Raw genomic sequence first — 23,084 nt, forward strand, 5'->3', positions numbered from 1 at the left:
GGGGGAGTCACATGGTCCAGTACCGGGTCAGGACAGAATCGCTGGGCGAGGTCGCGAACCTCCTCCAGTCGGTCGTGAGCACGTTCGACGCGCACGTCGCCGAGACGGGCTCCGTCGTGCGCAGCGTCGTCGACTCGTCGTGGGAGGGCGAGGACGCCACCCTCTTCGAGAAGAACTGGCAGGAGTTCCAGGCCGGCGCGACCGCGTTGCGCACCGTGCTCTCGAGCCTCGCGGGGCGCCTCCAGGCTGCCGAGGGCGGCTACGGCAGCACCGAGTCCGGCCTGAGCGGCGGGTTCTCCGAGAGCGCCGGGGCCATGGCCGTCCGCCCGGCCGCCGCGTCCGCCGGGCTCAGCGCGGCCGTCCCGGCCGACCAGCAGTCGCCCCCCGCCGTGGAGGGCCCCCGATGAGCGAGCAGCAGGCCGACACGACGACGCTGCAGCAGCTCGTCGACCAGATGCAGTCGCTCACCGAGTACTGCGACGCCCTCAAGCAGGGCGCCAGCACCTTCGCCTACATGCTGCCGAACGACTGGCAGGGCCCCGCGATGGCGGCGTTCCTCGGCAGCTTCGAGCAGTGGGCCGCCGGCGCCGAGGCGCTGACGCAGTCCGCCGAGGCCCTGCACCAGCAGGCCACGACCGCGCACACCGCCTACGAGTCGGCCGTCGAGCAGCTCGACACGCAGTGGAACGACTTCAGGGGGCAGCTGCCGTGACCACCGTCAGGCTGAACGCGTTCGGGCTCGTCACCGACGGCAGCGAGATGTCGACCATCGCGTCCGACGTCACCGCCGCCTGGACGAGCCTCTCGAGCTCGCTGAGCGGGTCGGCGGGCATGGCCGGCGACGACGAGCTCGCCGAGGACTGGAGCCCGGACTACGACGATGCCGCGAAGGGCTGTGCCAAGGGCACGGAGGCGATCGCGTCGTTCCTCCAGGGCTTCGACGGCCTGTTGGCCGGCACCGGCGCCGCCTACAAGGAGGCGGAGCTCACGGGGGCAGGAAAGCCCGGCACGAGCGGCATCGAGATCCCCGCCAGCACGACTCCGTCCGCTTCGGTGCCGCCGTCCGCGCTCGGGTCGAACCCCCTCCCGGGTGGTCTCGGCGAACTGGCCGAGCTCGTCGAGGGCGCCCTGTACGCCGTCGGCGTCGTGTTCCCTCGAGGCGACACGGAGAAGCTGCGCGCGGCCGCCCTCGCCTGGGGCACCTTCGCGACCGACCTCGACCGGGCCAAGTCGCGCCTCGGCAGCAGCCTCGTCGAGCTGGCGGCGTCCGAGGTGCCGCAGAGCGGCGTCGCCGACGAGGTGCGGACCGCCATCCAGAACATGATCGGCGAGTTCTCCGAGGCGGCGAGCGGCAACGAGGCCGCGCTGAGGGACCTCGCGCAGAACATCGACGACACCTGGGCCGAGATCCGCAGCATGCTCGAGAGCCTGGCCATCGAGCTGGCCATCGACATCGGCATCTCCGTGGCGCTCTCGTTCGTCACCTTCGGCGTCGGCGCCCTCGCCGGTGCGGCCAAGGCCACGACGACCATCGCTCGCTGGGTCGTCAAGATCGCCGAGCTGATCCGCAAGCTCAAGATCATCAACCGGATCCCCGCCGACAAGTTCCTCAAGGCGTCGAGCGTGCTGCGGAAGCTCGAGCACGGACCGATGCGCTGGCGCTTCGGGGCCGAGGTCGTCAAGGGCACCATCAGCGGTGCTGCCTCCTCGGTCATCGTGTCGGCTCGCAACGGCGACGAGATCACGGTCGACTCCCTGCTCGCGACGCTCGCGGGCGGCGTGGTCGGCGGCGTCGCCGGCGGTGGCGTGGGCGCGGGCTTCGCGGCCGCCTTCGGGCGACGTGCCGGGCGCCACGCCGTGCAGCCCACCTTCTTCCGCGCCACGGCGACCGAGGCCGCCAAGGGCGCTGCCGAGGGCGCCGCCGGTGGAGTCGCGGGCGGCTACACCGAGTCCCGCATCAAGGGCGAGGACTTCAACGCCGGTCTCGCGGCCCTCTTCGGCATGGGAGCCGGCTCCGCCATGGGCGCCGGCGGCCACGGCGTCGGCGCGGCGATCGACGCGCGCGGCGGGACGGGTCTCGGCTTCGACGCCGATGCCGCCCTGGCCGGCCGCGACGGCGAGAACGTGTCCCCGCAGTTCCTCGCCGACCGCCAGGCGTCCGCCGACGGCGGGGCGCTCGCTGACCGCGGAGGCGACGCCGGAGCAGGAGGCGCGGGCCAGGCCGGCGCCGACAGCGCCGCCCCCGGGGCAGCCGGCCCGACCGGCGCGACCACCGCCGGGGACGCGACGAGCGCCCCGGGTGACGCGTCGCAGGGCTCGGCCGCGCCGACGCCCGGTCCGGCCGCCGCGGGCGGGCCGTCTGCCGTCGCGGGCGGTCAGCACGTCTCGGTCGGCACGGACGGCCCCCCGGCGGCAGCGGGGACCGGGGGCGGAACCGGCGCCACCAACGCAGGAGGCGCCTCCTCGATCCGCACCGACGGCCCGGCCGTCGACACCCGGACCGCGCTCGACACGGCGCCTGCCGGCGGCGGCGACGTCTCGCACGGCGACGCGGTCGACCGGGCGGGCGACGGGGCGCCCGACCGCAGCAGCGACGACGCTGGTCGCGACGACGCTGGTCGTGACGATGCCGGTCGTGACGATGCCGGTCGTGACGACGCTGGTCGCGACGACGCTGGTCGTGACGATGCTGGTCGTGACGATGCTGGTCGTGCCGACGACGCGGCTCGGGGCGACGACCCCGGCCGAGGCGAGGGCGACCGTGCCGACGCTCGTGCCGACGCCGACAGCCGGACCGACGCCGACAGCCGGACCGACGCCGACGCGCGCCCCGACCCCGTGGAGCCTGCCGACGACGGCCCTGCGCCGGTCGACCCCGACGGCGCGGACACGGTCGAGGCGAGCACGGGCGCCGAGGGCGGCCGTGCCGCCGCGGCGGCACCCCTGCTGACCGCGGCCGACCTCGACGTCCACCTCGACCTGACGGCTGAGGGCGTCGACCCGACGGCTCCCGGAGGGTCGTCGTTCCTGGCCGACGTCCGCAGCGAGGTGGTCGCGGCGCAGACGAGCGCCGAGGCCGGGGCGACGGCGTCCGAGACGGGTGTCCCCGCCGAGACCGCGCCTCCGGCCGAGGCCGCTGTCGGCGAGACGACGGTGTCGGACTCCGCGCAGGCCGAGCCGGCGTCGGCGACGCCCGAGACGTCTGTCGACCCGTCCGCCGTCGCGGACGCCGGTGGCCAGGTCGCGGCGGACGCCCCAGGCGTGCACGCCGAGGCCACGGCTGCCGGACACGCCGAGTCGACCGTCGACCCCGACGGAGCCGCAGCCGCGGGCACAGCCGTGGCGGGCGGTGCCGCCACGGCGCTCGTCGGCGCCCCGCTGGGCCGCCGCACGCTGCTGCCTCGGCCCGGTGCGGGCACCCCGACCACGATCACGTCGACGGACGCCGCTGGTCCGACCGGCGACACCGTCGACACGACCGACGGCGATGACGCTCCCGAGGCCCGCGGCGCAAGCGAGGCCCTCGAGGCCAGCGAGGCTCACGGACCGCACGACATGAACGCAGGAGCCTCCGACGGGTCCTCGGCGGGGCACGTCGGTGAGCGCCTGACAGCGGCCGAGTTCTCCGACCTCGTCAGTGCCGACCCGGATGCCGCGTACGACTACGCCTTGGCCGAGGTGTCCGAGGGCGCGCGCACGTTCCCGGACGACGCCGCAGCCGACGCCTACGGACAATCCGTCTGGTCGGAGCACCTCGCGACCCTTCCGGAGTCGCAGACGGCTGCCATCGAGTCGTACACGTCGAACGACTACGAGCGGTGGAACGCGTACTTGCGGAGCCGCGACGAGAACGACGTGCTGGACGAGAGCCTGGCCGACGATCGCCTGAGAGGTCTGGTGGCCCACCTGGACACGGCAATGGCTTCGCTTGCCGTCCCCGACGCGGTGATGGTCGAACGCGGGATGGACCTCGATCACGTAGAGGACGACGTAGCCGATCTCGCGGGCCACTCGTTGGCCGACGACGCCTACCTCTCGACGGCCCTGGGCACCGTGCCCCGGCCGTTCGACGAGGCAGAGGCCATACTCCACTTGAAGGTGCCGGGCGGCATGCACGCCCTGTACCTCGAGAGCGTCAGCAGCACGAGGAACGAACGCGAGCTCCTCCTCGGACGAGGGCGCCAGATCGACGTCGCTCGCGTGCTCGCGCGAGACGGTCAGTGGCACATCTTCGGGGAGGTCCGATGAGCATCCGAGACAAGTATCCGCTGGAGCCGGCGGAGGAGCGTTTCGTCTCCCCGCTGCGTGTGACGCCCGAGTCGAGGGCAGGTGCGTTCAGCAAGACGGCAACGGGACCGGTCTCGTACCGAGTCGTCGTCAGGGACGGTGTCCCGCTCGGCTACGTGTGGCACGACGAGAGCGGTGGAGCTGCCGGGTGGGTGCCTCGGAAGGACGCTGGCGACGTGGGTCTCAACGCAGGCGTCTCCTGGGCTCGGGGCCTTCGCGAGCAGAAGGCCGCCGGCGCGGACTCGGTCCAGGCAGTCGAGAGACTCAGCGAACCGGGTGCGATCACGTCCTCCGCGGGATCGTCGGCGGGGTCCGAGGTGCGGGGCATCGAGTCGGTGGCCGAGTTGAGGGCCCTGGCCGCCCGGCCCTCCGCGTCGACGTGATCTGCGCTGCGGTCGATGACCACGGGACGAGGATCACGGCACGGACCGTGTCCTTCGACGGCAGATGGCGACTTCTCAGAGTGTCGCGATGAGGACGGGTGACCACGGCGACCCTGCGAAGGGACCGCTCTCTGCCGACCTGTCGGGCACCTTCACGGGCGGGCGACCGCGTTACGTCAACCACCCGGACGGCCCGTGCAGTCCTACGACCTCGTCCTCGACGGCCGCGTCATGGGACGCGTCTGGTGGGACTCCACCGGCGAGGCGACCGGGTACGTCGCGTCGCCCCACCAGGGCGACCTTGCCCACAACATCTCGGGACGCTGGACGAAGAAGCTGTCCGATTCGCGGGGACGCGGCCTGCCCTCCTCGGAGGCTGTCGCCGAGCTGTCGGTCCCGGGTGTCCTCCCGCCTGATGCCGGAGTGCTCTCCCCCGCCACGCACCGTGAGTTCACGTCCCTGGACGAGGCCCGAGTCTTCGAGCCCTGACTCGGTGGGAGGAGTGCGGCGCGCAGACGAGTCGCGACGGCCGGACACGACCACGGGGGCGAACGACGGATCTCGAGGATTCTGAGATGACGAGTGGCTACAAGGGTGACCCGAACAAGGGGCCGATGTCGGCCGACCTCTTCGGGACCTTCACGAACGTCCGGCCGCGATATGCGGACAAGGCGAGCGGACCGGTCACGGCCTACGACGTGGAGCGTGACGGAGTCGTCCTGGGACGGCTCTGGTGGGACTCGGCGGAGGGTGCCGCGAGTTACGTCCCCTCGCCCTCGCAGGGTGACGTCGCGAGGAACGTCGGCATCATCTGGAAGCGGAGACTGTCGGACGCGAAGTCTCGTGGCCTCACCGCGCAGGAAGCCGTGACCGGGCTGCTCGAGCCCGGTGCCGTCCCCGAGCACGCCGGCGCGATCTCTGCTGCGTCGCGGCGTGAGTTCACCTCCCTGGAGGAGGCCCGGGTCTTCGAGTCGGGAACGCCGGAGGAGACGCCGCCGCGGCTCCGTTCCTGACGGCGGTGCCGGGCGTGGTGGATCGACTTGTCTGTCCCCGCCCTGTGCCATCCTGGTCCGGGCGACCGACGAACCAGCGCCGTCGCCGAACGACCTCGGAGGGGCGCAGATGATCCTGCAGAAAGCCGTCACGCCGCAGCTGAGCGCGGCTTACCACGACCACGACCACGACCGGGTGGCGGGCTTCGTCGTGCCCTGGGGCGCCGTCGGCCACGCGCGCACGCCGCGTGAGCTGATCACGGCGCACGGCCTGGACTTCCCGGCGACGCCGTTCTCGGCGGACATGCCCCACATCGACGTGCTCCGGTTCGAGGGCACGGCGAACCTCCTCCTCGAGAAGGCCACGGGCGGTCCCGACCGGGCCACGCAGAACGTGACCGGCGGGCCGTTCCTCGACCGTCCTCCGTTCCGCGGGGACGGCTTCGTCGCCGACCCCGACCACGTCATCCCGCTCTCGTGGCTCCCGCACCGCCGCGTGCCGGCCGGCGCCGAGCTGCACCGCATCGCCGCCGACGGCACGAGCACCTACCTCGCGTACTTCCACTCCGCCGCCTGGGGCTGGATCTACGCGGACGACATCGAGGCGAGGCGTGAACGCCAGCCGCGCCTCGTCAGCCGCTTCGTCGGCGGCCTGGCCCGGATGGACGACGGCGAGGTCCGCATCGCCGACCTGATCGACGGCGGCACGCGGGTGATCGCCGTGCGCCAGGACGAGCAGGCCGAGGCCGACGGCTGGACGCCGACCACCCCGATGGTCTGGTCGCGCACCATCGACGCCGCCGACGCGCAGGAGTACTTCGAGCTCGACATCCGCACCCGCTGGAACGGCCTCGGCTACCGCGTCACCGACCAGTACCCGACCGCCACGGGCCTGCAGCTCAGCGGCACGTACACCGACCACGACGCCGACCTCGCCGAGGGGCTGCAGCTGGTCAAGATCGACGCCGCGGTCTACGAGGGCGAGCTGCCGGGCCACCTGCTCGAGGAGGCGACCATCCGTCAGACGCAGCTGCCGGAGTGGCCTGCCCTCGCGCTCACCTGACCCGCGCCCACCTGACCCGCGTCGACGCGGGCCGGCGCGGGCGCCCAGCTCGGGCCCGAGCGCTGAACCCGGCGTCAGGCGCGACGGGTCGGGCGCACCGACACCACCTCGGCCGTCGCGCCGTGGGGCAGGTCGACGACGAGGCGCACGGCGTCGGCCACCGACTGCGGCTCGAGGTAGAGCGACGCGTCGTAGACGCCTCCCTCGCTCTCGACCAGCTCGTGCTGCATGTCGGTGTCGACGCGGCCGGGATGGACCGAGCTGACGCGGACGCCGTGCCGGCGCTCCTCTTCGCGCAGCGAGTCGGTGAGGGCCCGCAGCGCGAACTTGCTCGCCGCGTAGGTGCTGCCACCGGGGCCGGCGGCGAAGCCCGAGCCGCTGTTGATCGCGACGACCGTGCCCTGGGTCGCGCGCAGCGCCGGCAGCAGCTGCCGGGTCAGCTCGGAGACGGCGAAGACGTTGACCTCGAAGACGCGGCGCCAGTCGTCGCGGCTCGTGCCCTCGACGGTCCCGCCGCCGATCACCCCCGCGGCGTGCACGACGACGTCGAGGCGGTCGAGCGCGGGCGCCTCGAAGGGCGACCCCGCGAGGTCCGCGACCCAGGGCGTGGCCGAGGGGAGCGAGTCGGCGAGGGCGACCAGCGCCTCCTCGTCCCGGCCGTGCACGACGACGTGGTGCGTGCGCGACAGGTCGCGGGCGACGGCGAGGCCGATGCCGCGGGTGGCTCCGGTGACGAGGGCGGTGGGGCGGGACGCGTCGGTGCTCATCGCCCCATTCTGACGCGTCGCGGCGTCACTCGCGGATGATCGGCAGCGGCCCCGTGAGCTGCGGCAGCTCGCGGTCGCTGAGCAGCCAGCGCTCGCCGGAGGCGGTCACGAGGAACGCGAGGGGCCCCGGCCGGCAGACCACGAGCGCCCCGCCGGACTGCTGCTGCAGCACCTGGTCGAGCGCGCCGCCGAGGTCACGGTCGTCCTCCGAGCCGCCGGCCGAGAGCACGGCGCAGCGCCCGTCGGCACCCATCGCCGAGAGCAGCCGGCGCACGCCCTCGGGGTCGCGCAGCTCGGGTGCCATGGGGTGCACGACGCCCATGTCGACCCACTCGACCGACTCGAGCAGGGCGTCGAGGCGCTCGCGGGGGGTGTCGACGCCCTCGGCCGCCTCGTGGGCCAGGCTCTGGACGGTGTCGCGGGCGTCGGGGGCGGCGAAGGCCTCGAGTGCCGCGATCACGGGTGCGGGCAGCTGCGGCACGGGGATCTCCTTCGGGGTCTGGATCTCCCATCCTCCCACCTGGTGCGGACGGGCGGGTCCTCCGCGCGGTCGAGGCGCCGACGGGGGCCGCGACTGCGAGGATGGGGCGGTGACCACCGCCTCCTCGTCCACCGCCTCCTCGACGCCCCCGCCCCTCGGCCTCCTCCTCGACGTCGACGGGCCGATCGCCAGCCCGGTCAGCCGCAGCATCGCCCTGCCGCAGATCACGCGAGACCTGGTCGCGCTCGCCGCGGCGGGCATCCCGGTCGTCTTCAACACGGGGCGGTCGGACGCGTTCATCCGCGACGAGGTCGTCGGCCCGATGATCGCGGCGGGCCTGCCCGCCGGGGCCCGCGTGCACGGCATCTGCGAGAAGGGCGCCTCGTGGTTCTCGATCGGGCCCGAGCACGGCCCCGGCGGCATGAGCGAGGTGCAGGTCGACTCCGCCCTGGCGATGCCCGCCGACTTCGCCGCCGAGATGGACGAGCTCGTCACGGCCGAGTTCGCCGACCTGGTCTTCTTCGACCACACCAAGCGCGCCATGGTCTCGATCGAGCAGCTCACGACGGTCGAGTCGGCCACCTACCTGGCCCGCCAGCGCGAGTTCGACGAGAAGGCGATGGAGGCGCTGGTCCGGCGAGGTGCCGGGGTCCGGCGACTCGACGACGAGCGTCGCGACGCCCGCGGCGAGGTGCAGTGGCGCGTCGACCCGACCATCATCTCCACGGACATCGAGTCGGTCCGCCTCGGCAAGGACCTCGGCGCCGAGCGCGCCCTCGAGCTGCTCGCCGAGGACGGCGAGCTGCCCCTCGCCTGGCGCACCGTCGGCGACTCGCGCAGCGACTACGCCATGGCGGACTGGCTGCACGCGAACGGCCACGACGTCGCGCACGTCGACGTCCGGCCCGCCGACGGCGTGCCGGCCACCGAGTACCCGGTGCTCACGAGCGCGACGGGGCTGATCCACGACGAGGCCGGGGCGGAGTTCCTGGCGCGCTGGGTCCGCGACGTCGGCGCCTGAGCCGGCCCGCGCCTCCCTCGGGACGTGCACCCTCTGCACGGAACCCGCCTGCGGGACGTGCATCCCCTGCACGGTTCCGCGTCTCCGGGCGGGCCGCTCGACGGGTGAGAGCGGGCGCCCCGGGTGAGTCTGTCCCTCGCCCGGGTGACACGACGGGCGATACCGCCGGGTATGAGGCCAGCAATGGCGCGGGTCCGGGAGGGCGTGTGCCCCACAGGAGGGGTACGACCCCCCGAACGGGTGACAACCCCGTTCCAGACCAGCCTGTACTGTTCTGATCAGTCGCCGCGAGGTCCCCCGAAAGGCCCACACGACGACCGCACCACCAGCACCACCGCTGCCCGGCGACCCACCGGGCGCACCCGACAGGCCCGTCCGAGAGGACGAGCCGCGGAGGCACCCTCCTCCGCTCACCGCCGTCGCCGGCTCACACCCAGGCCGTCGACTGCACGCACCCGTCGCCACAGCTGCCGACGCCCTCCCCGGACGTCTGCAGGCGACAACGGCTCCTCTCTGCCGTCCGGGATCTCCGCAGTCCCGAACCAGGAGAGAAGTACTCGCATGTCCCGAACCATGCGCGACGCTCCGCTGTCCCCGGAAACGGGGTCGGCCACCACGTCGTCCACCGCCGACCGCCTCGCGGCCGGCACCACCGCAACCACACCCGGCACCACCAGCACCGGCACCCTCGTCCTCGACGAGCGTCCCGACACCGCGACGACCGTCGACCAGAGGCACCTAGCACCCTCCGGACCCGTCGGCCAGCGTCGCGAGCCGGTGCCCGCTCCTCGGCCGCGGGCCGACCACGTCAGCGTGGCGGCCCGCCCCGAGGGCGGCAGGGCGCACAGCCCGGTCATGGTGCTGCTCGTGCTCATCGCGACGCTCGGCATCCTGCTCTACGCGCAGTTCCTGCTGAACCCGAGCAACCGCGGCGACATCCTGCCCTACGCGATGATCATCGTCGCCGAGGCGATCCTCGTCGTGCAGACGCTCTTCGCGATGTGGACGATCCTCTCGGGCGGCCAGGACCCCCGCGACTTCGACTTCCACGCGACACAGGACACCCTGTACGACGAGGACGAGATCGACCGCCTGGGCCTCCGCGGCACGCCGCACCTCTGGCCGATGCGCGTCGCCGGCGAGAAGATCGTCGCCGACGTGTTCATCACGGTCTACGGCGAGGAGCTCGCCAAGATCGCGACGACCGTCCAGGCCGCGCTGGCCCTCAAGGGCGAGCACCGCACCTGGGTGCTCGACGACGGCCGCAGCGACGAGGTCCGCGACCTCGCCGCGCAGCTCGGCGCGCGCTACATCCGCCGCCTCAGCAGCAACGGCGCGAAGGCCGGCAACGTGAACCACGCGCTGGCCATCGCGAAGGGCGACTACTTCGCCATCTTCGACGCCGACTTCGTGCCCGAGACGGACTTCCTGTTCGAGACGGTGCCGTTCTTCGTCGACGAGAAGGTCGCCTTCGTGCAGACCCCCCAGACCTACGGCAACCTGACGAGCCTCGTCAGCCGCGGTGCGGGCTACATGCAGACCGTCTTCTACCGCTTCATCCAGCCGGGCCGCAACCGCTTCAACGCGGCCTTCTGCGTCGGCACGAACGTGATCTTCCGCCGCAGCGCGATCGACGAGATCGGCGGCATCGACACCGACTCGAAGTCGGAGGACGTCTGGACGAGCCTGCACCTGCACGAGGCCGGCTGGAAGTCGATCTACATCCCCATGACGCTCGCCGTCGGCGACGCCCCCGAGACCATCGAGGCGTACAGCAAGCAGCAGCTGCGCTGGGCGACCGGCGGATTCGAGATCCTGTTCCGCCACAACCCGCTCAGCCCGCGCCGCACGCTCACGATGGACCAGCGCCTCCAGTACTTCGTCACCGCGACGAACTACCTGACCGGCATCGCCCCGCTGTTGCTGCTCATGGTGCCGCCGATGGAGATCTTCTTCGACCTCCGCCCGATGAACCTGCACATCTCGGTGCTGCAGTGGTTCCTCTTCTACGCCGGCTTCTACCTGATGCAGATCGTGCTGGCGTTCTACACGCTCGGCTCGTTCCGCTGGGAGGTGCTGATGCTCGCCACCGTGTCGTTCCCGATCTACGTCAAGGCCCTGTGGAACGTCATCAGCGGCAAGGACGAGGCGTGGAGCGTCACCGGCCGCAAGGGCAAGGTGTCGTCGCCGTTCAACTTCATCATCCCGCAGGTGCTGTTCTGGCTGTTCCTCACGCTGACCTCGTGCGTGGCGCTCGTCCGCGACGCCGACAACGGCGTGCTCACGCTGGCGACCGTGTGGAACCTGCTCAACACCTTCATCCTGTCGGCGTTCCTCGTCGCCGCCTGGCGCGAGGGCCGCACGCTCAAGCGCTTCGCGAAGGCCGAGCAGCGCGGCGAGGTGACCGACGCCCCCGTGGTGCTCACCGCGCCTCCCGGCTCAGCGCCCGTGTCGCGTCGCACGCAGGTCTCGCGGCCCGCACCGCGCACCGGCGAGGAGATCCTCGCCCTGCAGCAGGCCGACGAGGCCGAGCAGGCGGCGGCGACGGAGGCGGACCTCGCGACCGCGCACCGCCTCGCCGACCGCACGCCCTCCGACGACCCGGAGCAGACGGCTCGCGACCAGGCCCGCCAGGCCGAGCTCGCGGCGTCCCGCGCCTTCGCCCACGCCCACGAGAGGGACGCGCTGGCGCACGCCGCCGAGCACGACCCCGACTCGCTCGTCGGCGCAGCACGCCGGGCCGACCGGCCCAGCGGCCGCCGCGCCTCCGACGCCGCCCCCGACCACGGCGACGCCCCCGACCACGGCGCCAGCGCCGACGACTCCGGCGCCCGCGCCGACCAGCAGGAGAGGGTCACGTCATGACCTGGATGAACCGCCTCAAGATGACCGCCGGCATGCTCGTCGTGCTCGTGCTGGTCGCTGCCTTCACGATGATCTTCACGCAGCGCCAGCAGCAGGTGAACAGCACGAGCGCCGAGATCGCCGCCCAGGAGTACTCCGTCGGCACCGACTACAGCGGCACCATCACCCGCTCGTACGTCGAGAACGGCGACGAGGTGAAGGAGGGCGACACGCTCTTCGAGGTGCAGAGCCTCTCGCTGCTGCAGGACATCTCGCGCGGCCTGGTGACCTACGACACCGCGACCTACTCGGTGGCGCCCGACGGCACCCTCACCCTGAAGGCCGCCGTCGACGGCACCGTCGCCGACGTGCTCCTCAAGGAGGGCAGCTTCGTCCAGGCCGGCGGCTCGCTCGGCACCATCGACAAGGAGGACACCCTCTTCGTCGCCGCCGACTTCGTGCTGACGCCGCGTGACTACGAGCGGATCGAGTCGGGCGCCGAGGTCGACCTCATGCTGCCGAACCAGACCACCATCACGGGCAAGGTCGGCGTCGTGAACGTCGAGACCAAGGACGGCGACGCCGAGACGACGCTGCAGGTCTCGAGCGACCAGCTCGTCGAGGGCGCCTACAACGGCCTCGTCACTCCGGGCACGCCCGTCGAGGCGAAGCTGCACCTCCGGGACGACGGGGTGCTCGCCGGCCCCGTCGACTCCCTCACCGACTTCCTGCGTCAGATCGGGGTCTGATCATCGCTGACGCAGGAGAAGAGACGACGGGTCGTCGTCGTGGGCTGGGTCGTTCGGGACCCTCGACCGACGCCGCGACCACCCGTCACGCCGAGGAGGCGCGGGTCGACACCCGACGCGCGCCGCGCCTCCTCGGCACCCCCCGCCCCGCAGGGCACGGCCTCGCAGGCCGCCGCCTCGGAGCCCGCCGCCTGGCCGGTCGCCTCGTCGCGGCCCTGGCGCTCGTGACCGCCGGCGGCCTCGTGCTCGCCGGCTGCACGAGCGACGACGGCTCGGCCGGCCCCGACGGCGGCAGCACCGAGGGCCGCACCACGGCGGCCGGCGACGTGCTGCCCGCCTCGCAGGTCGACCCGCTCGTGGCCGCCCTGCCCGAGGAGTCGGTCGCCGACGTCCCGACGATGCGGCTCGCCGACGGCGTCCTGCCGCCGACCAACCGCTGGTTCTCGGGACTGGTCTTCGGCGACGAGCCGATGCCGGTCTTCCCGTTCCCGATCTCGTTCCAGCTGACCGACGACGGCTTCGCCGCCGGCCAGCCCGCCCCGGTGCCGTCCGCCACCGCGATCGTCGGCCCCGCGCTCACCGACGTCTCGGTCGACCTCGGGTCGTCCGACTTCGTCGTGAGCGGCTACGACGACGTGTCGGTCACCCTCGAGCACCGCGACGGCGACACCGTGCTCGGCCACACGACGATCGCCGAGGGCTCGCCCACGGTGTCGTACACCGCGGCGACGGCGCAGACCGACGCGCTCTCGGTGCTCGGCGACGGCACCTTCGAGGCGGCCGGCGACGGCCGCGCGACGGTCGAGGTCGGCGACGCCACCTGGGGGGTCGTCGTCACCGGCGGCACCCTCGACGCCGACGCCGCTTCCGTCTCGCTGGACGAGGGGGGCTCGGTCGTGCTCGTCTCGGTCCCGGCCGGCGCCTCCTCCGACCAGGCCGTGCAGGTGCTCGACGCGGCGGCCTCGCCGCTGACCGGAGTCACCACCTCGTACGGCACGAGCGGCAGCGGCGACCAGCAGCAGCAGACCACCGAGCTCGGCTACGTGACGGCGGCGGGCGGCGACGCCCTCGTCGTCGCGGCGCCCCACCAGGGCGACTCCGGCCCCGCGGCCGGCGGGACCGACACCGGCCTCACGTACCCGACCGTCTACGGGACGGTGCCCCTCTCGATCGGCACCGGCCTGTCGTTCGGGGCGCCCACCACGACGGCCTCGGCGGCGCTCGACCTGAGCGGGCTGAGCGACGCCGAGCGCGCCTCCGTGCGCGACCAGCTCGAGATCGACGTCAGCCTGACGCCGACCTTCGCGGCTGACACCTACTACGGCGGCAAGGCGCTCTACCGGGCGTCGATGCTCTACCAGCTCGCCGTGCAGCTCGACGACCAGGAGGTGGCGGCCGACCTCAAGAAGCGGATCGTCGACCAGCTCGACCTCTGGACCGAGCCCGACGGCTGCGAGTCGCGCGACCAGGAGTGCTTCGTCTACGACCCCGCGGTGAAGGGCGTCGTCGGCAAGGCCGCGTCGTTCGGCTCGGACGAGTTCAACGACCACTACTTCCACTACGGCTACTTCCTCTACGCGGCCGGCGTCATGGCCGCCGACGACCCGTCGCTCGCCGAGGGCTGGCAGCCCGTGATGGACCTGCTCGCCGCCGACATCGCGTCGGGCTCGCAGAACGGCTCGTTCCCCGACCGTCGCGCGTTCGACCCGTTCTGGTCGCACAGCTGGGCCAGCGGCTACTCGCCGTTCGCCGACGGCAACAACCAGGAGTCGTCGTCGGAGGCGGTGGGCGCCTACGCGGGCCTGTCGCTCTGGGCGTCGGCCACCGGCGACGATGCCCTCGGCGGCGAGGCGAGCTGGATGCTGAGCGCTGAGTCGCAGGCGGCCCTCGCCTACTTCGTGGCGCCCGACCTCAGCGACCCCGTGTTCCAGGGCGCGGCCGGCACGACGACCTTCGACCACACGGTCGTGTCGCTCAACTGGGGCGGCAAGCGGGACTACGCGACCTGGTTCTCGGCCGAGCCGTCGGCCATCGCGGGCATCCAGCTGATCCCGCTCAGCCCGACGTCGGTCGACTACCTGACCGCCGAGGCCGCAGGAGGCGCGGAGCAGGTCGACGCGTTCGTCGCGGAGGCAGCGCCCGACGGCTTCGACGGGCCGCTCGCCGACTACGTCCTGATGTACTCGGCCCTGGCCGGGAAGGACGCGGCCGCGTCGGCGCTCACGACGCTCGCCGCGCTGCCCGCGACGGGGATCGACGACGGGAACTCGCGGTCGTACGCGATGGCGTGGATCTTGGCGGCGCAGGCGCGCGGCTAGCTGCGCGCGGCCGCGGGTGTGGCTGCGGCTGCGGCCGCGGGTGTGGCTGCGGCGGCGCCTGCCTCGAACCGCGTTCCGAACCATGAACCGCGTTCGTTCGCGGTTCATGGTGCGGAACGCGGTTCCTCGCGTCCGGGGCGGCGTCAGCCGACGACGCGCGTGTCGTCGACGAGCTGCGTGACGACGCCGTCGTCGCCCACCGCGACGAGGGTGCCGCCCCAGAACTGCAGGTCGCGCATGCCGGCGGCGTCGCCCTCGCCGGGCGTGAGCTGCCAGAGCGCGCGGCCGTCGGCGAGGTCGTACGCGACGACGGCGCCGCCGAGCGACTCGCCGACGAGGCCGATGCGGTCGGGTGTCGTGAGGTAGAGCGCGGTGCGCGACCCGGCGACGGGGGCGGCCTCCAACGGTGCGGCCAGGCGGCTCCGGACGGCGCCGGTCGAGGCGTCGAGCACGAGCAGCTCCCGGCGCGGTCCTGTCCCGTCCGACTCGTCCGGCCGCCCGACGGGGACGGCCGTCCGCACCAGGACGTCGCCGTCGCGCTGCCCGGGGGCGGCCGCGAGCACGACGGGCGCAGACTCGTCGGCGCTCCCGGTCGGCGCCGACCAGCGCTCCGACCCGGTGTCGCGCTCGACGCACGTCACGGCCTCCTCGTCCGCGAAGACCACGCAGCCTCCCACCACCGCGGGCGGGCGATCGGGTGCGAAGCCCCGCCTCCACAGCTCACGTCCCTCGGCCGCGTAGGCGATGCGCTCGACCGGGAACCCGTCGTCGCCGTTGGCCTGCAGGTCGACGAAGACGAGGTCGTCGTCGACGACGCTCGACGTGCCTCGCCCCCACGCCTCGCCCCACGCGCGTGAGGCGCCGGTCGCCGGGTCGACGAGCGACGCCGCCCCCGCCGTGACGACGAGGACTCGACCCTCGACGAGTCCGGCGCGTCCCACGGTGCCGAGGTCCGCCTGCCACGTCGACCTGCCGATCTCGTCGCGGGACAGCGTCGCGACGCGGGTGCGCGCGGGGCCGTCGACGAAGCCCGTGCCGCGGTCGCCGCCGCCGCCCGCGCGGGTCGTGACGAGCACCCAGTCGTCGTCGGCCTCGAGCACGGTGACCGGGCCCTCGGCCGAGACGCGGCGCTCGAGGACGAGGCCCGTCGCGAGGTCGAGCAGCGCCACCGTGGTGCTGTCCGAGCCGAGTTCCGTCGCCGTGGTGCCGACGACGGCCGTCGACGCGTCGGCGTCGACCCAGGCGCCGAGCTGGCCCGGGGCGGAGGCGTCGCTGACGTCGGAGGTCGCCGTGCTCCACCGCACGTCTCCCGAGCGCGGGTCGACCCGCGCGATGCGGTCGCCTCGGGCGGCGCGGTCGAAGCAGCCCGTCGTCGCCGTGCCGAGCTGCGTGGTCGTCAGGACGAGCACGTCGCCCCCAGCCCGAGCCAGCACGCGCAGGTCGAGGCAGCCCGGCTGCACGTCGGGCACGCCGAGGTCGGCAGGGTCGATCCGCCAGCCCTCGGGCACGGGAGCGCTCCGCAGCTCGTCGACGACGAGCCCGTCCGCCGGAGCGCCCTCGGGGTACTCGGGCTGCGCGGCGAGCCCCGCAGAGACGACGAGGGCGACCGCCACGACGCCCGCCGCGGCGGCCGTGCCCGCTCGACGCCCTGAGGAGGCGCGCTGCCAGCGGGCGCGCAGGCCGCCTCCTCGTCTGCCCGGCCGGGCAGCACGGGCCCGGGCTCCGTCGTCCCGGGCGTCGCCTTCCGCTCGGCGTTCGTCGTCCCGGGCGTCGCCGAAGGGGCGCGTGTCCTCGTGGTCCGTCACGGTGCTCGTCCCCTCTCGCGCGCCTCCGCCGATGGTACGGCTGCTGCCGCGCCTGCCCTTGCTGCCCCCTCGCACCCGATCACTCCCGAAATTCGAGAGTGATCGGCACCGTCCGGCCCCGTGGAGCCCGGTGCCGCAGTCGTCCGGCGACGGATCTCTCTCGGCTCGCCCGGAACCGCCCGCCGTTAAGCTGGTCCCGCCCGATCACCGCCGCCCCAGCCCGAAGGACTCCCTCATCGAAGCCCTGGTCATCTCGATCCTCGCCGTCGCGGCGGTCGTCCTCATCGTGATGCAGGTCCTGTACCGCCGCCGGGTCATGCGCCGCCGCCAGGCCGCGGGCCAGGACCCGGTCGGGCGCGGCACCTACGTGATCTTCGCCGTGACCGCGGCCTTCTTCCTCTTCGCGGTCTTCGTCTTCCCGCTGCTCGTCCGCGGGAACTGACCCGCGCCTCCTGCACACGAGCCGCCCCGGCTCGTCGCGGCGGCCGCGGACTGCCTGCGGCGACGCGTTCCGGACATGGTGACGCGCTGGATCGCGTCACCGTGTCCGGAACGGGCCAGTCCGGCACGTGACGCCGCGTCGAGGTGCGGCTGAGCCCGCGACCACCCTCAGCCGGCGAGCTCGACGCCCGTCGTCAGCCCGTGCACGACCCCGTCGGGGTCGACGCGCACGAGCGTCGGCCCCCAGAACGCCGACGTGAACGAGCCCGACGAGAGCTCGATCGTCCACAGGGCGCGGCCGTCGGACAGGTCGAACGCGATCAGCGTGGGGGTGTCGCGGCCGCTGGGGAAGAACGTGGCCGCGTAGCCGGTCGTCCGCGAGGTGGCGATGACGTAGGAGGCGACCGGCAGCTCCGTCACCCACCGCTCGTCGCCGGAGAGCGCGGCCAGGGCGTGCACCTCCTTGCCGCGGTCCAGACCGCTCGGGTCGCCCTGCTCGTCCGCGTCGACGACGGCCGCCAGCACGTCGTCGGTCGCCGTGCCGAAGTACGCCTGCACCTGCTCGGCCTCGCCGCTGCCAGGACCGTCGTCGCCGTCGTCGCCGCCGCGGCCCGGGGCCTGGAGCGTGCGGCTCCAGAGCTCGTCGCCGGTGCGGGGGTCGAGGCAGGTGACCTCGCCGCCCGGGACGGTGACCGAGATGCACGAGTCCGTCACGGACGGGTAGCTCGTCGACGGGAGGCGGGCCGACCAGCGGAGTGCGCCGTCGGAGTCGAGCGACACCATCGTCGGCTCGCCCCCGGCGCGCCCGCTGAGCACGACCCCGTCGAGCGACGCGGCCCACGACTCGACGTTGCGCAGGCCGCCCGGCAGCGGCTCGACCGCGCCGTCACGCGCGTCGACGACGAGGGGCTCGTCGCCCACGTCGATGACCAGCAAGTCGCCGACCAGGCGCACGCTGAGGCCGGCGCCGGCGTTCCCCGTCCAGGTCGGCGCCGACAGGTCGTCCGCCCGGTAGAGGCGGTAGAGCGAGCGGCCGCCCTGGGAGACGGCGGCCCCTCCGTCCGAGAAGCGCTCGACGGGCTGCTCGGAGACGACGACGGCCGTCGTGCTGAGGCCCTCCACCTGGAGGACGGTGCCGGAGCTGCTGCCGGTGCCGGTGCCGGTGCCGGTGGACGGGCCGGAGCCCTCGGGGTCGTAGCCGGGGTCGCTCCCGTCGGCGGTGCCGCCCGTGGCCGACCCGTCCGAGCCGTCGGCTCCGTCCGATCCTTCGGCTCCGTCCGATCCTTCGGCTCCGTCCGATCCGTCGGACTCGTCCACCGGGTCCGTCGCGCCGTCGTCCGGCGGCCCGCGCAGCACCTCCCGCACCTCCCCGGTCTCCGTGTCGATCCGGGCGAGGCCCGAGCCGACGATCGACTGCACCGCGACCAGGGCGTCCCCGGTCGCCGGGTCGACGCTCGCCTGGAGCCCGATCGCGTCGATGCCGACCGCCTCGGCGACGTCGGCGACCCAGAGCACCTCGCCCGTGCGCGCGTCGAGGCGGGCCAGGCGGCCGGGAGCGTCCTCGCAGCCGGAGTCGGGCACGTACCCCTGCGCCGACGTCGTGACGAGCACGTCGTCGTCGCCGAGCCGGGTGCTGCCGTCGAAGCCGACGCAGTCCGCCTCCGCGCCGGGCGCGAGGGCCGATCGCAGGTCGGTGCTCCACGCCGTCGCCGTCGGGGCCGTGCGGAGGTCGTCGACCTCGAAGGAGGCCCTGGCCACGGGGGCGTACTCGGGCCCCGCCGCGACGCCCCCGACCGCCACGAGGGCGGCGACGAGGGCGGTCGCGCCGAGCAGGCCCGCCACCCGCCGCGTCGGGGCCAGCCGTCGCCAGCGGGCGGCCGCGGCACGCGCGACGCCGGTCAGGGCCGAGGAGGCGCGACCGGGAGGGCGGAGGGGGCCGGCCGTCGAGACGGCCGGGTCCGGCGCCGCGGGGGCGAGGTCGCCCGCGTCGTCGACGTCCACGGCGCGGGGCCCGCCGTCGCTCCGCGCCGGGGCCCCCTCCCACACGGCCGACGCCCGGGCGGGAGCCGCCGGGCGCCAAGGCTGATCGTCGTCGTCCCGCACGGCTCCATGCTAGGTCGGGACCGGGGCGACCGGGCCGGCCCGCACCTCCGCCGCCGCCCCTCTGCGACCGACCGTCCGGTCGCGCGACCGCCGTCGTCGAGCCGACGACCGCCTCCTCGACGACGCCTCGCGCGCGTGCACAGCCCGCAGTATGCTGGCGCGTCGCCCCCGGCCGGGGGCCGCGTCCGCCCACCGAGGAGCCACCCATGGCGACCACCCCGCCCCCGAGCGCCCGCCGCGGCCTGATGCGCACGAAGTCCGTCGAGTCGTCGATCCAGGACTCGCTCGAGGGCGAGAGCAAGCTGAAGCGCTCGCTGGGCGTCACCGACCTGACCCTGATGGGCATCGCCGTCGCCGTCGGCGCCGGCATCTTCTCGGTCGGCGCGAACGCCGCCGCGAACTTCGCCGGGCCCGGCGTCATCATCTCGTTCGTCCTCGCGGCCGTCACCTGCGGCCTGGCCATCATGTGCTACGCCGAGTTCGCCTCGACGATCCCCGTGGCCGGCAGCGCGTACACCTTCACCTACGCGACGATGGGCGAGTTCCTGGCCTGGATCATCGGGTGGGACCTCATCCTCGAGACCCTCACGGGCGCGGCCGTCCTCGCGAAGTACTGGGGCATCTACCTAAGCACCGTGTTCGAGCAGTTCGGCGTGCCGCTGCCCGACACGATCGCGCTCGGCCCGGTCCAGCTGAGCTGGGGGCCGTTCCTCATCGTCGCCGTCTTCACGGTGCTGCTCGTGCTCGGGACCCAGCTGAGCTCGCGGGTCGGCAGCGTCTTCACGGTGATCAAGGTCGGCATCGTGCTGTTCGTGATCGTCGTCGGCTTCTTCTTCGTGAAGGCGTCGAACTACACGCCGTTCATCCCGGAGTCGCAGCCGCGTACCGGCGAGGGCGCGACCGACGCCTGGACGCAGTCGCTGTTCTCGTTCCTCAGCGGGGCCGCCCCGGCCCAGTACGGCGTCTTCGGGCTGCTGGCCGGCGCCTCCCTGGTCTTCTTCGCCTTCATCGGGTTCGACATCGTCGCCACCAGCGCGGAAGAGGTCAAGGACCCGCAGAAGACCATGCCCCGCGGCATCTTCCTCGGCCTCGGCATCGTCACGCTGCTCTACGTGCTCGTCGCCGTGGTGCTGACCGGCATGGTGTCGTACCGCGACCTCGCCTCGAGCGAGACGCCGAACCTCGCCACGGCGTTCGAGCTCGTGGGCGTCGACTGGGCCGCGAAGGTCATCGCCGTCGGGGCGCTCGTCGGCCTCACCACCGTGATCATGGTGCTGCTGCTCGGCCTCGCCCGCATCGTCTTCTCGATGAGCCGCGACGGGCTGCTGCCCCGCGGCCTCTCGAAGACCTCCGCCAAGCGCGGCACGCCCGTGCGCGTGCAGGTGCTCGCGGGCGTCGTCGTCGCGCTGATCGCCGGGCTCACCGACGTCGGCGTGCTCGAGGAGATGATCAACATCGGCACCCTGTCGGCGTTCGTGCTGGTGAGCATCGGCGTGATCGTGCTGCGCCGCACCCGCTCGGACCTGCCGCGCGCGTTCCGCGTGCCACTCGTGCCGTTCCTGCCGATCCTCTCGGCGGTGCTCTGCATCTGGCTGATGCTCAACCTCACGACGCTGACCTGGGCGCGGTTCGCCGTGTGGCTCGTGATCGGCGTGGTCGTGTACTTCGCCTACGGGCGGCGGCACTCGCGCGTCGGGCGCGAGCAGGCGGCCGAGCGGCAGGAGGCGCCCCGGTCGTAGGGCGCGCGGGCTGCGGCTCGGCCGCGGCTCGGCTGCGCCTGCTCCTGCACCTGCGGCCGGCCGGGTGTCTCGGCGTCGAACCGCGTTCCGAACCATGAACCGCGATGAAACGCGGTTCATGGTTCGGAACGCAGTTCCTCGCGGTGCCGAGGTGGCCGAGGGACGCCGGTCGGCGCCGCCGCCGGTCGGCGCGTGCGCGGAGCGACGCGAAAGGGACAAGACGACGCGGGGGCCCGCGTCGTCTTGTCCCTTTCGAGTCGGCTCGCGTCCGGGGGCACCCGCGCCCGGGCGCGCCCGGGTCAGCTCAGCTGGTCGAGGGCGGCGACGACCTCGGCGACCTCGGTGCGGGTCGTGTAGTCGACGTGGACGTCGGCGAACACGACCCGGCCGTCTCCGTCGACCACGAGCACCGTCGGGAACGGGATGTCGCCCGTCGCGTCCGCGTTGCTGTCGGCGACGTCGAAGCCGAGCTGGGTGTGGGCCGCGCGCGCGTCGGCGGTGGGCTCGGTCACGATGCCGAGCGCGCGGCTGAGGACGTTGCCCGGGTCGGACAGCACGGGGAACTCGAGCGATCCGTTCGTCGTGGCGAGGTCGCTGCCCTCGGGGGTCTGCGGGCTGATGGCGACCAGGGCGACGCCGCGGTCGCGCAGGGTCGGGAGCAGCTCCTCCTGGTAGGTCTTCAGCGTCAGGTTGCAGTACGGGCACCAGGCGCCGCGGTAGAAGACGAGCACCGCGGCCGACTCGCCGATCGTCTCGGCGAGGGAGACCTCGTCGCCCGCCGGGGTGAGCAGCGTGGCGTCGACGACCTGGTCGCCGACGGCGATCGCGTCCTCGGGGACGCCGACCTCGCGGAGGCTGCGCTGCTCGGCGTCGAAGACGGCGCTGAGCTCGGGGCCGATCTGGGCCGTGAAGCCCTCGTTGAACGTGCTGACCTGCGTGGCGATGTCGGTCGTCATGGCGTGCTCCTCGGTGAGGCCGCGCGTCGGGTGCGGGCCGGGTGCGTGCGACTGTAGGGGCACCTCCTCGGGGTCGTTCCCAGGTGCGTCACGGTTCGTCACGAACGCCGTCGTCGTCGCTGCCGCGTGCGTGGGTCCACGACTCAGGACCAGCGGCCCGGGTCTTCCTGAACGGTGCACGGCTCAGGACTCCGAGTCCCCCCGTCCCGCGATGCAGGACAGAAGTTCCTGAATGAGGAGGGAGGCGCGTCAGCTCTGGCAGTGGGGGCACCAGTAGGTGTCGCGCAGCTCGAGCTCCGACTCGCCGAGCTCGCCCCGGACGATCTTCGTGCCGCAGCGGAGGCACGGCTTGCCTGCCCGCCCGTAGACCCAGTCGGTGGTGCCCCGGAGATTGCCCGTGGTGGTGCGTTCGATCCTGTCCTTGTTCGCGACGATGAGCCGGTGCGCGAGGTCGATCATCTTCGGGCGGTTCTCGACCTCGCCGACCGGACGGGTCGGGAGCACTCCGCGCAGGAAGCAGACCTCGGCCCGGTAGACGTTCCCGAGGCCCGCGAGCACGCGCTGGTCGAGCAGGGCGAGCCCGACCTCGCGCCCGGGGTCGGCCTCGAGGTTGCGGAGGGCCAGCGCGGCGTCCCAGTCGGGGCCGAGCAGGTCGGGGCCGAGGTACGCCGTGACGCTGTCCTCAGGGTCGCGGGCGACGAGCTCGACGATGCCGAGGTCGAAGCCGACGGTGACCCACTCCTCCGTCTCGAGCACGACCCGGGCCTGGTACGCGGGCCGCCGCCACTTCGTGCCGTGCCTGTAGACGTGCCACGAACCCTCCATCTTGAGGTGCGTGTGCAGCGTGTGGTCACCGATGTGGTGCAGGAGGTGCTTGCCGCGGGCGATCACGTCGTCGACCACCTCGCCGCTGAGGTCGACCGTGGCGAACGCCGGGACGCGGAAGTCGGTCGCCGTCAGCACCTGGCCGTGCAGCACGGCGTCGAGGTTCTTGGCGGAGCGGTAGACGGTGTCTCCCTCGGGCACGGTGGGGGCTCCTCCTGGTCGGTGCGGTGCGGTGCGGTGCGGTGCTGTGGGTGTGGGTGTGGGTGTGGGTGGCGGTGCAGGTGCGGGCGTGATGTTCGTGTGCTGGTGC

At 73.4% G+C, this 23,084-nt stretch carries 19 protein-coding genes; 13 read left to right on the plus strand and 6 right to left on the minus strand.

Annotated elements, in window-relative coordinates; translation table 11 throughout:
• The first annotated feature begins 11 nt into the window (after positions 1 to 11).
• The 7 genes from EDF18_RS09450 to EDF18_RS09480 all read left to right on the plus strand — a co-directional run bounded on the left by EDF18_RS09450 (position 12) and on the right by EDF18_RS09480 (position 6,725).
• Complete coding sequence (locus EDF18_RS09450) at positions 12 to 407, plus strand: WXG100 family type VII secretion target (RefSeq protein WP_123547578.1); 396 nt, start codon at positions 12 to 14, stop codon at positions 405 to 407.
• On the plus strand, positions 404 to 712 hold the full coding sequence (locus EDF18_RS09455; protein WP_123547579.1) for a WXG100 family type VII secretion target: 309 nt from the start codon (positions 404 to 406) through the stop codon (positions 710 to 712). The genes EDF18_RS09450 and EDF18_RS09455 overlap by 4 nt, the downstream gene beginning before the upstream one ends.
• The gene (locus tag EDF18_RS09460) at positions 709 to 4,248 is read left to right on the plus strand and encodes an ADP-ribosyltransferase (protein WP_123547580.1); all 3,540 of its coding nucleotides are present in this window, start codon (positions 709 to 711) and stop codon (positions 4,246 to 4,248) included. The genes EDF18_RS09455 and EDF18_RS09460 overlap by 4 nt, the downstream gene beginning before the upstream one ends.
• Positions 4,245 to 4,670: a hypothetical protein gene (locus EDF18_RS09465; RefSeq protein ID WP_123547581.1), complete on the plus strand. Its 426-nt coding sequence runs from the start codon at positions 4,245 to 4,247 to the stop codon at positions 4,668 to 4,670. Before EDF18_RS09460 ends, EDF18_RS09465 begins: the two co-directional genes overlap by 4 nt.
• Positions 4,671 to 4,865: 195 nt before the next feature.
• Positions 4,866 to 5,159 (plus strand): hypothetical protein, encoded by a 294-nt coding sequence (locus EDF18_RS09470; protein ID WP_123547582.1) that lies wholly within the window; start codon positions 4,866 to 4,868, stop codon positions 5,157 to 5,159.
• A gap of 86 nt (positions 5,160 to 5,245) precedes the next feature.
• The gene (locus EDF18_RS09475) at positions 5,246 to 5,683 is read left to right on the plus strand and encodes a hypothetical protein (protein WP_123547583.1); all 438 of its coding nucleotides are present in this window, start codon (positions 5,246 to 5,248) and stop codon (positions 5,681 to 5,683) included.
• Positions 5,684 to 5,792: 109 nt separating this feature from the next.
• Positions 5,793 to 6,725, plus strand: coding sequence for a hypothetical protein (locus EDF18_RS09480; RefSeq protein ID WP_123547584.1), 933 nt, complete (start codon positions 5,793 to 5,795; stop codon positions 6,723 to 6,725).
• Between the two features lie 74 nt (positions 6,726 to 6,799).
• Here the strand turns inward: EDF18_RS09480 and EDF18_RS09485 are convergent, their stop codons facing one another.
• Positions 6,800 to 7,492, minus strand: coding sequence for an SDR family oxidoreductase (locus EDF18_RS09485; protein WP_123547585.1), 693 nt, complete (start codon positions 7,490 to 7,492; stop codon positions 6,800 to 6,802).
• A 25-nt stretch (positions 7,493 to 7,517) separates the two neighbouring features.
• Positions 7,518 to 7,973 carry a hypothetical protein gene (locus EDF18_RS09490; RefSeq protein WP_133738172.1) on the minus strand — a complete coding sequence of 152 codons (456 nt, stop codon included), beginning with the start codon at positions 7,971 to 7,973 and terminating at the stop codon, positions 7,518 to 7,520.
• Positions 7,974 to 8,082: 109 nt separating this feature from the next.
• On the opposite strand from EDF18_RS09490, the gene EDF18_RS09495 reads away from it, so the two are divergent.
• The 4 genes from EDF18_RS09495 to EDF18_RS09510 all read left to right on the plus strand — a co-directional run bounded on the left by EDF18_RS09495 (position 8,083) and on the right by EDF18_RS09510 (position 14,905).
• Positions 8,083 to 8,994 carry a hypothetical protein gene (locus EDF18_RS09495; RefSeq protein WP_123547587.1) on the plus strand — a complete coding sequence of 304 codons (912 nt, stop codon included), beginning with the start codon at positions 8,083 to 8,085 and terminating at the stop codon, positions 8,992 to 8,994.
• A gap of 561 nt (positions 8,995 to 9,555) precedes the next feature.
• On the plus strand, positions 9,556 to 11,859 hold the full coding sequence (locus EDF18_RS09500; protein ID WP_233569087.1) for a glycosyltransferase family 2 protein: 2,304 nt from the start codon (positions 9,556 to 9,558) through the stop codon (positions 11,857 to 11,859).
• The gene (locus EDF18_RS16145; protein WP_148050099.1) at positions 11,856 to 12,587 is read left to right on the plus strand and encodes an HlyD family efflux transporter periplasmic adaptor subunit; all 732 of its coding nucleotides are present in this window, start codon (positions 11,856 to 11,858) and stop codon (positions 12,585 to 12,587) included. The genes EDF18_RS09500 and EDF18_RS16145 overlap by 4 nt, the downstream gene beginning before the upstream one ends.
• A gap of 224 nt (positions 12,588 to 12,811) precedes the next feature.
• Positions 12,812 to 14,905 carry a glycosyl hydrolase gene (locus EDF18_RS09510; protein WP_123547589.1) on the plus strand — a complete coding sequence of 698 codons (2,094 nt, stop codon included), beginning with the start codon at positions 12,812 to 12,814 and terminating at the stop codon, positions 14,903 to 14,905.
• 143 nt (positions 14,906 to 15,048) lie between these two features.
• Here the strand turns inward: EDF18_RS09510 and EDF18_RS09515 are convergent, their stop codons facing one another.
• A complete protein-coding gene (locus EDF18_RS09515; protein WP_158614658.1) occupies positions 15,049 to 16,710 on the minus strand; it encodes a PQQ-binding-like beta-propeller repeat protein in 1,662 nt (553 codons plus the stop codon).
• Positions 16,711 to 16,840: 130 nt separating this feature from the next.
• On the opposite strand from EDF18_RS09515, the gene EDF18_RS09520 reads away from it, so the two are divergent.
• Entirely contained in the window at positions 16,841 to 17,152 is a 312-nt protein-coding gene (locus EDF18_RS09520) for a hypothetical protein (RefSeq protein WP_123547591.1), read from the plus strand.
• A gap of 167 nt (positions 17,153 to 17,319) precedes the next feature.
• On the opposite strand, the gene EDF18_RS09525 is transcribed toward EDF18_RS09520, so the two are convergent.
• On the minus strand, positions 17,320 to 19,254 hold the full coding sequence (locus tag EDF18_RS09525) for a PQQ-binding-like beta-propeller repeat protein (protein WP_123547592.1): 1,935 nt from the start codon (positions 19,252 to 19,254) through the stop codon (positions 17,320 to 17,322).
• A 206-nt stretch (positions 19,255 to 19,460) separates the two neighbouring features.
• Here EDF18_RS09525 and EDF18_RS09530 point away from each other — a divergent pair, with 206 nt between their 5' ends.
• Complete coding sequence (locus EDF18_RS09530; protein WP_123547593.1) at positions 19,461 to 20,993, plus strand: APC family permease; 1,533 nt, start codon at positions 19,461 to 19,463, stop codon at positions 20,991 to 20,993.
• A 299-nt stretch (positions 20,994 to 21,292) separates the two neighbouring features.
• Here the strand turns inward: EDF18_RS09530 and EDF18_RS09535 are convergent, their stop codons facing one another.
• A complete protein-coding gene (locus tag EDF18_RS09535; protein WP_123548274.1) occupies positions 21,293 to 21,949 on the minus strand; it encodes a peroxiredoxin-like family protein in 657 nt (218 codons plus the stop codon).
• Between the two features lie 249 nt (positions 21,950 to 22,198).
• Positions 22,199 to 22,975, minus strand: a complete 777-nt coding sequence (locus EDF18_RS09540; protein WP_123547594.1) for a DNA-formamidopyrimidine glycosylase family protein — start codon at positions 22,973 to 22,975, stop codon at positions 22,199 to 22,201.
• Positions 22,976 to 23,084: the final 109 nt, after the last annotated feature.

It is taken from the genome of Frigoribacterium sp. PhB107 (assembly GCF_003751515.1).
Classification (GTDB): Bacteria; Actinomycetota; Actinomycetes; order Actinomycetales; family Microbacteriaceae; genus Frigoribacterium.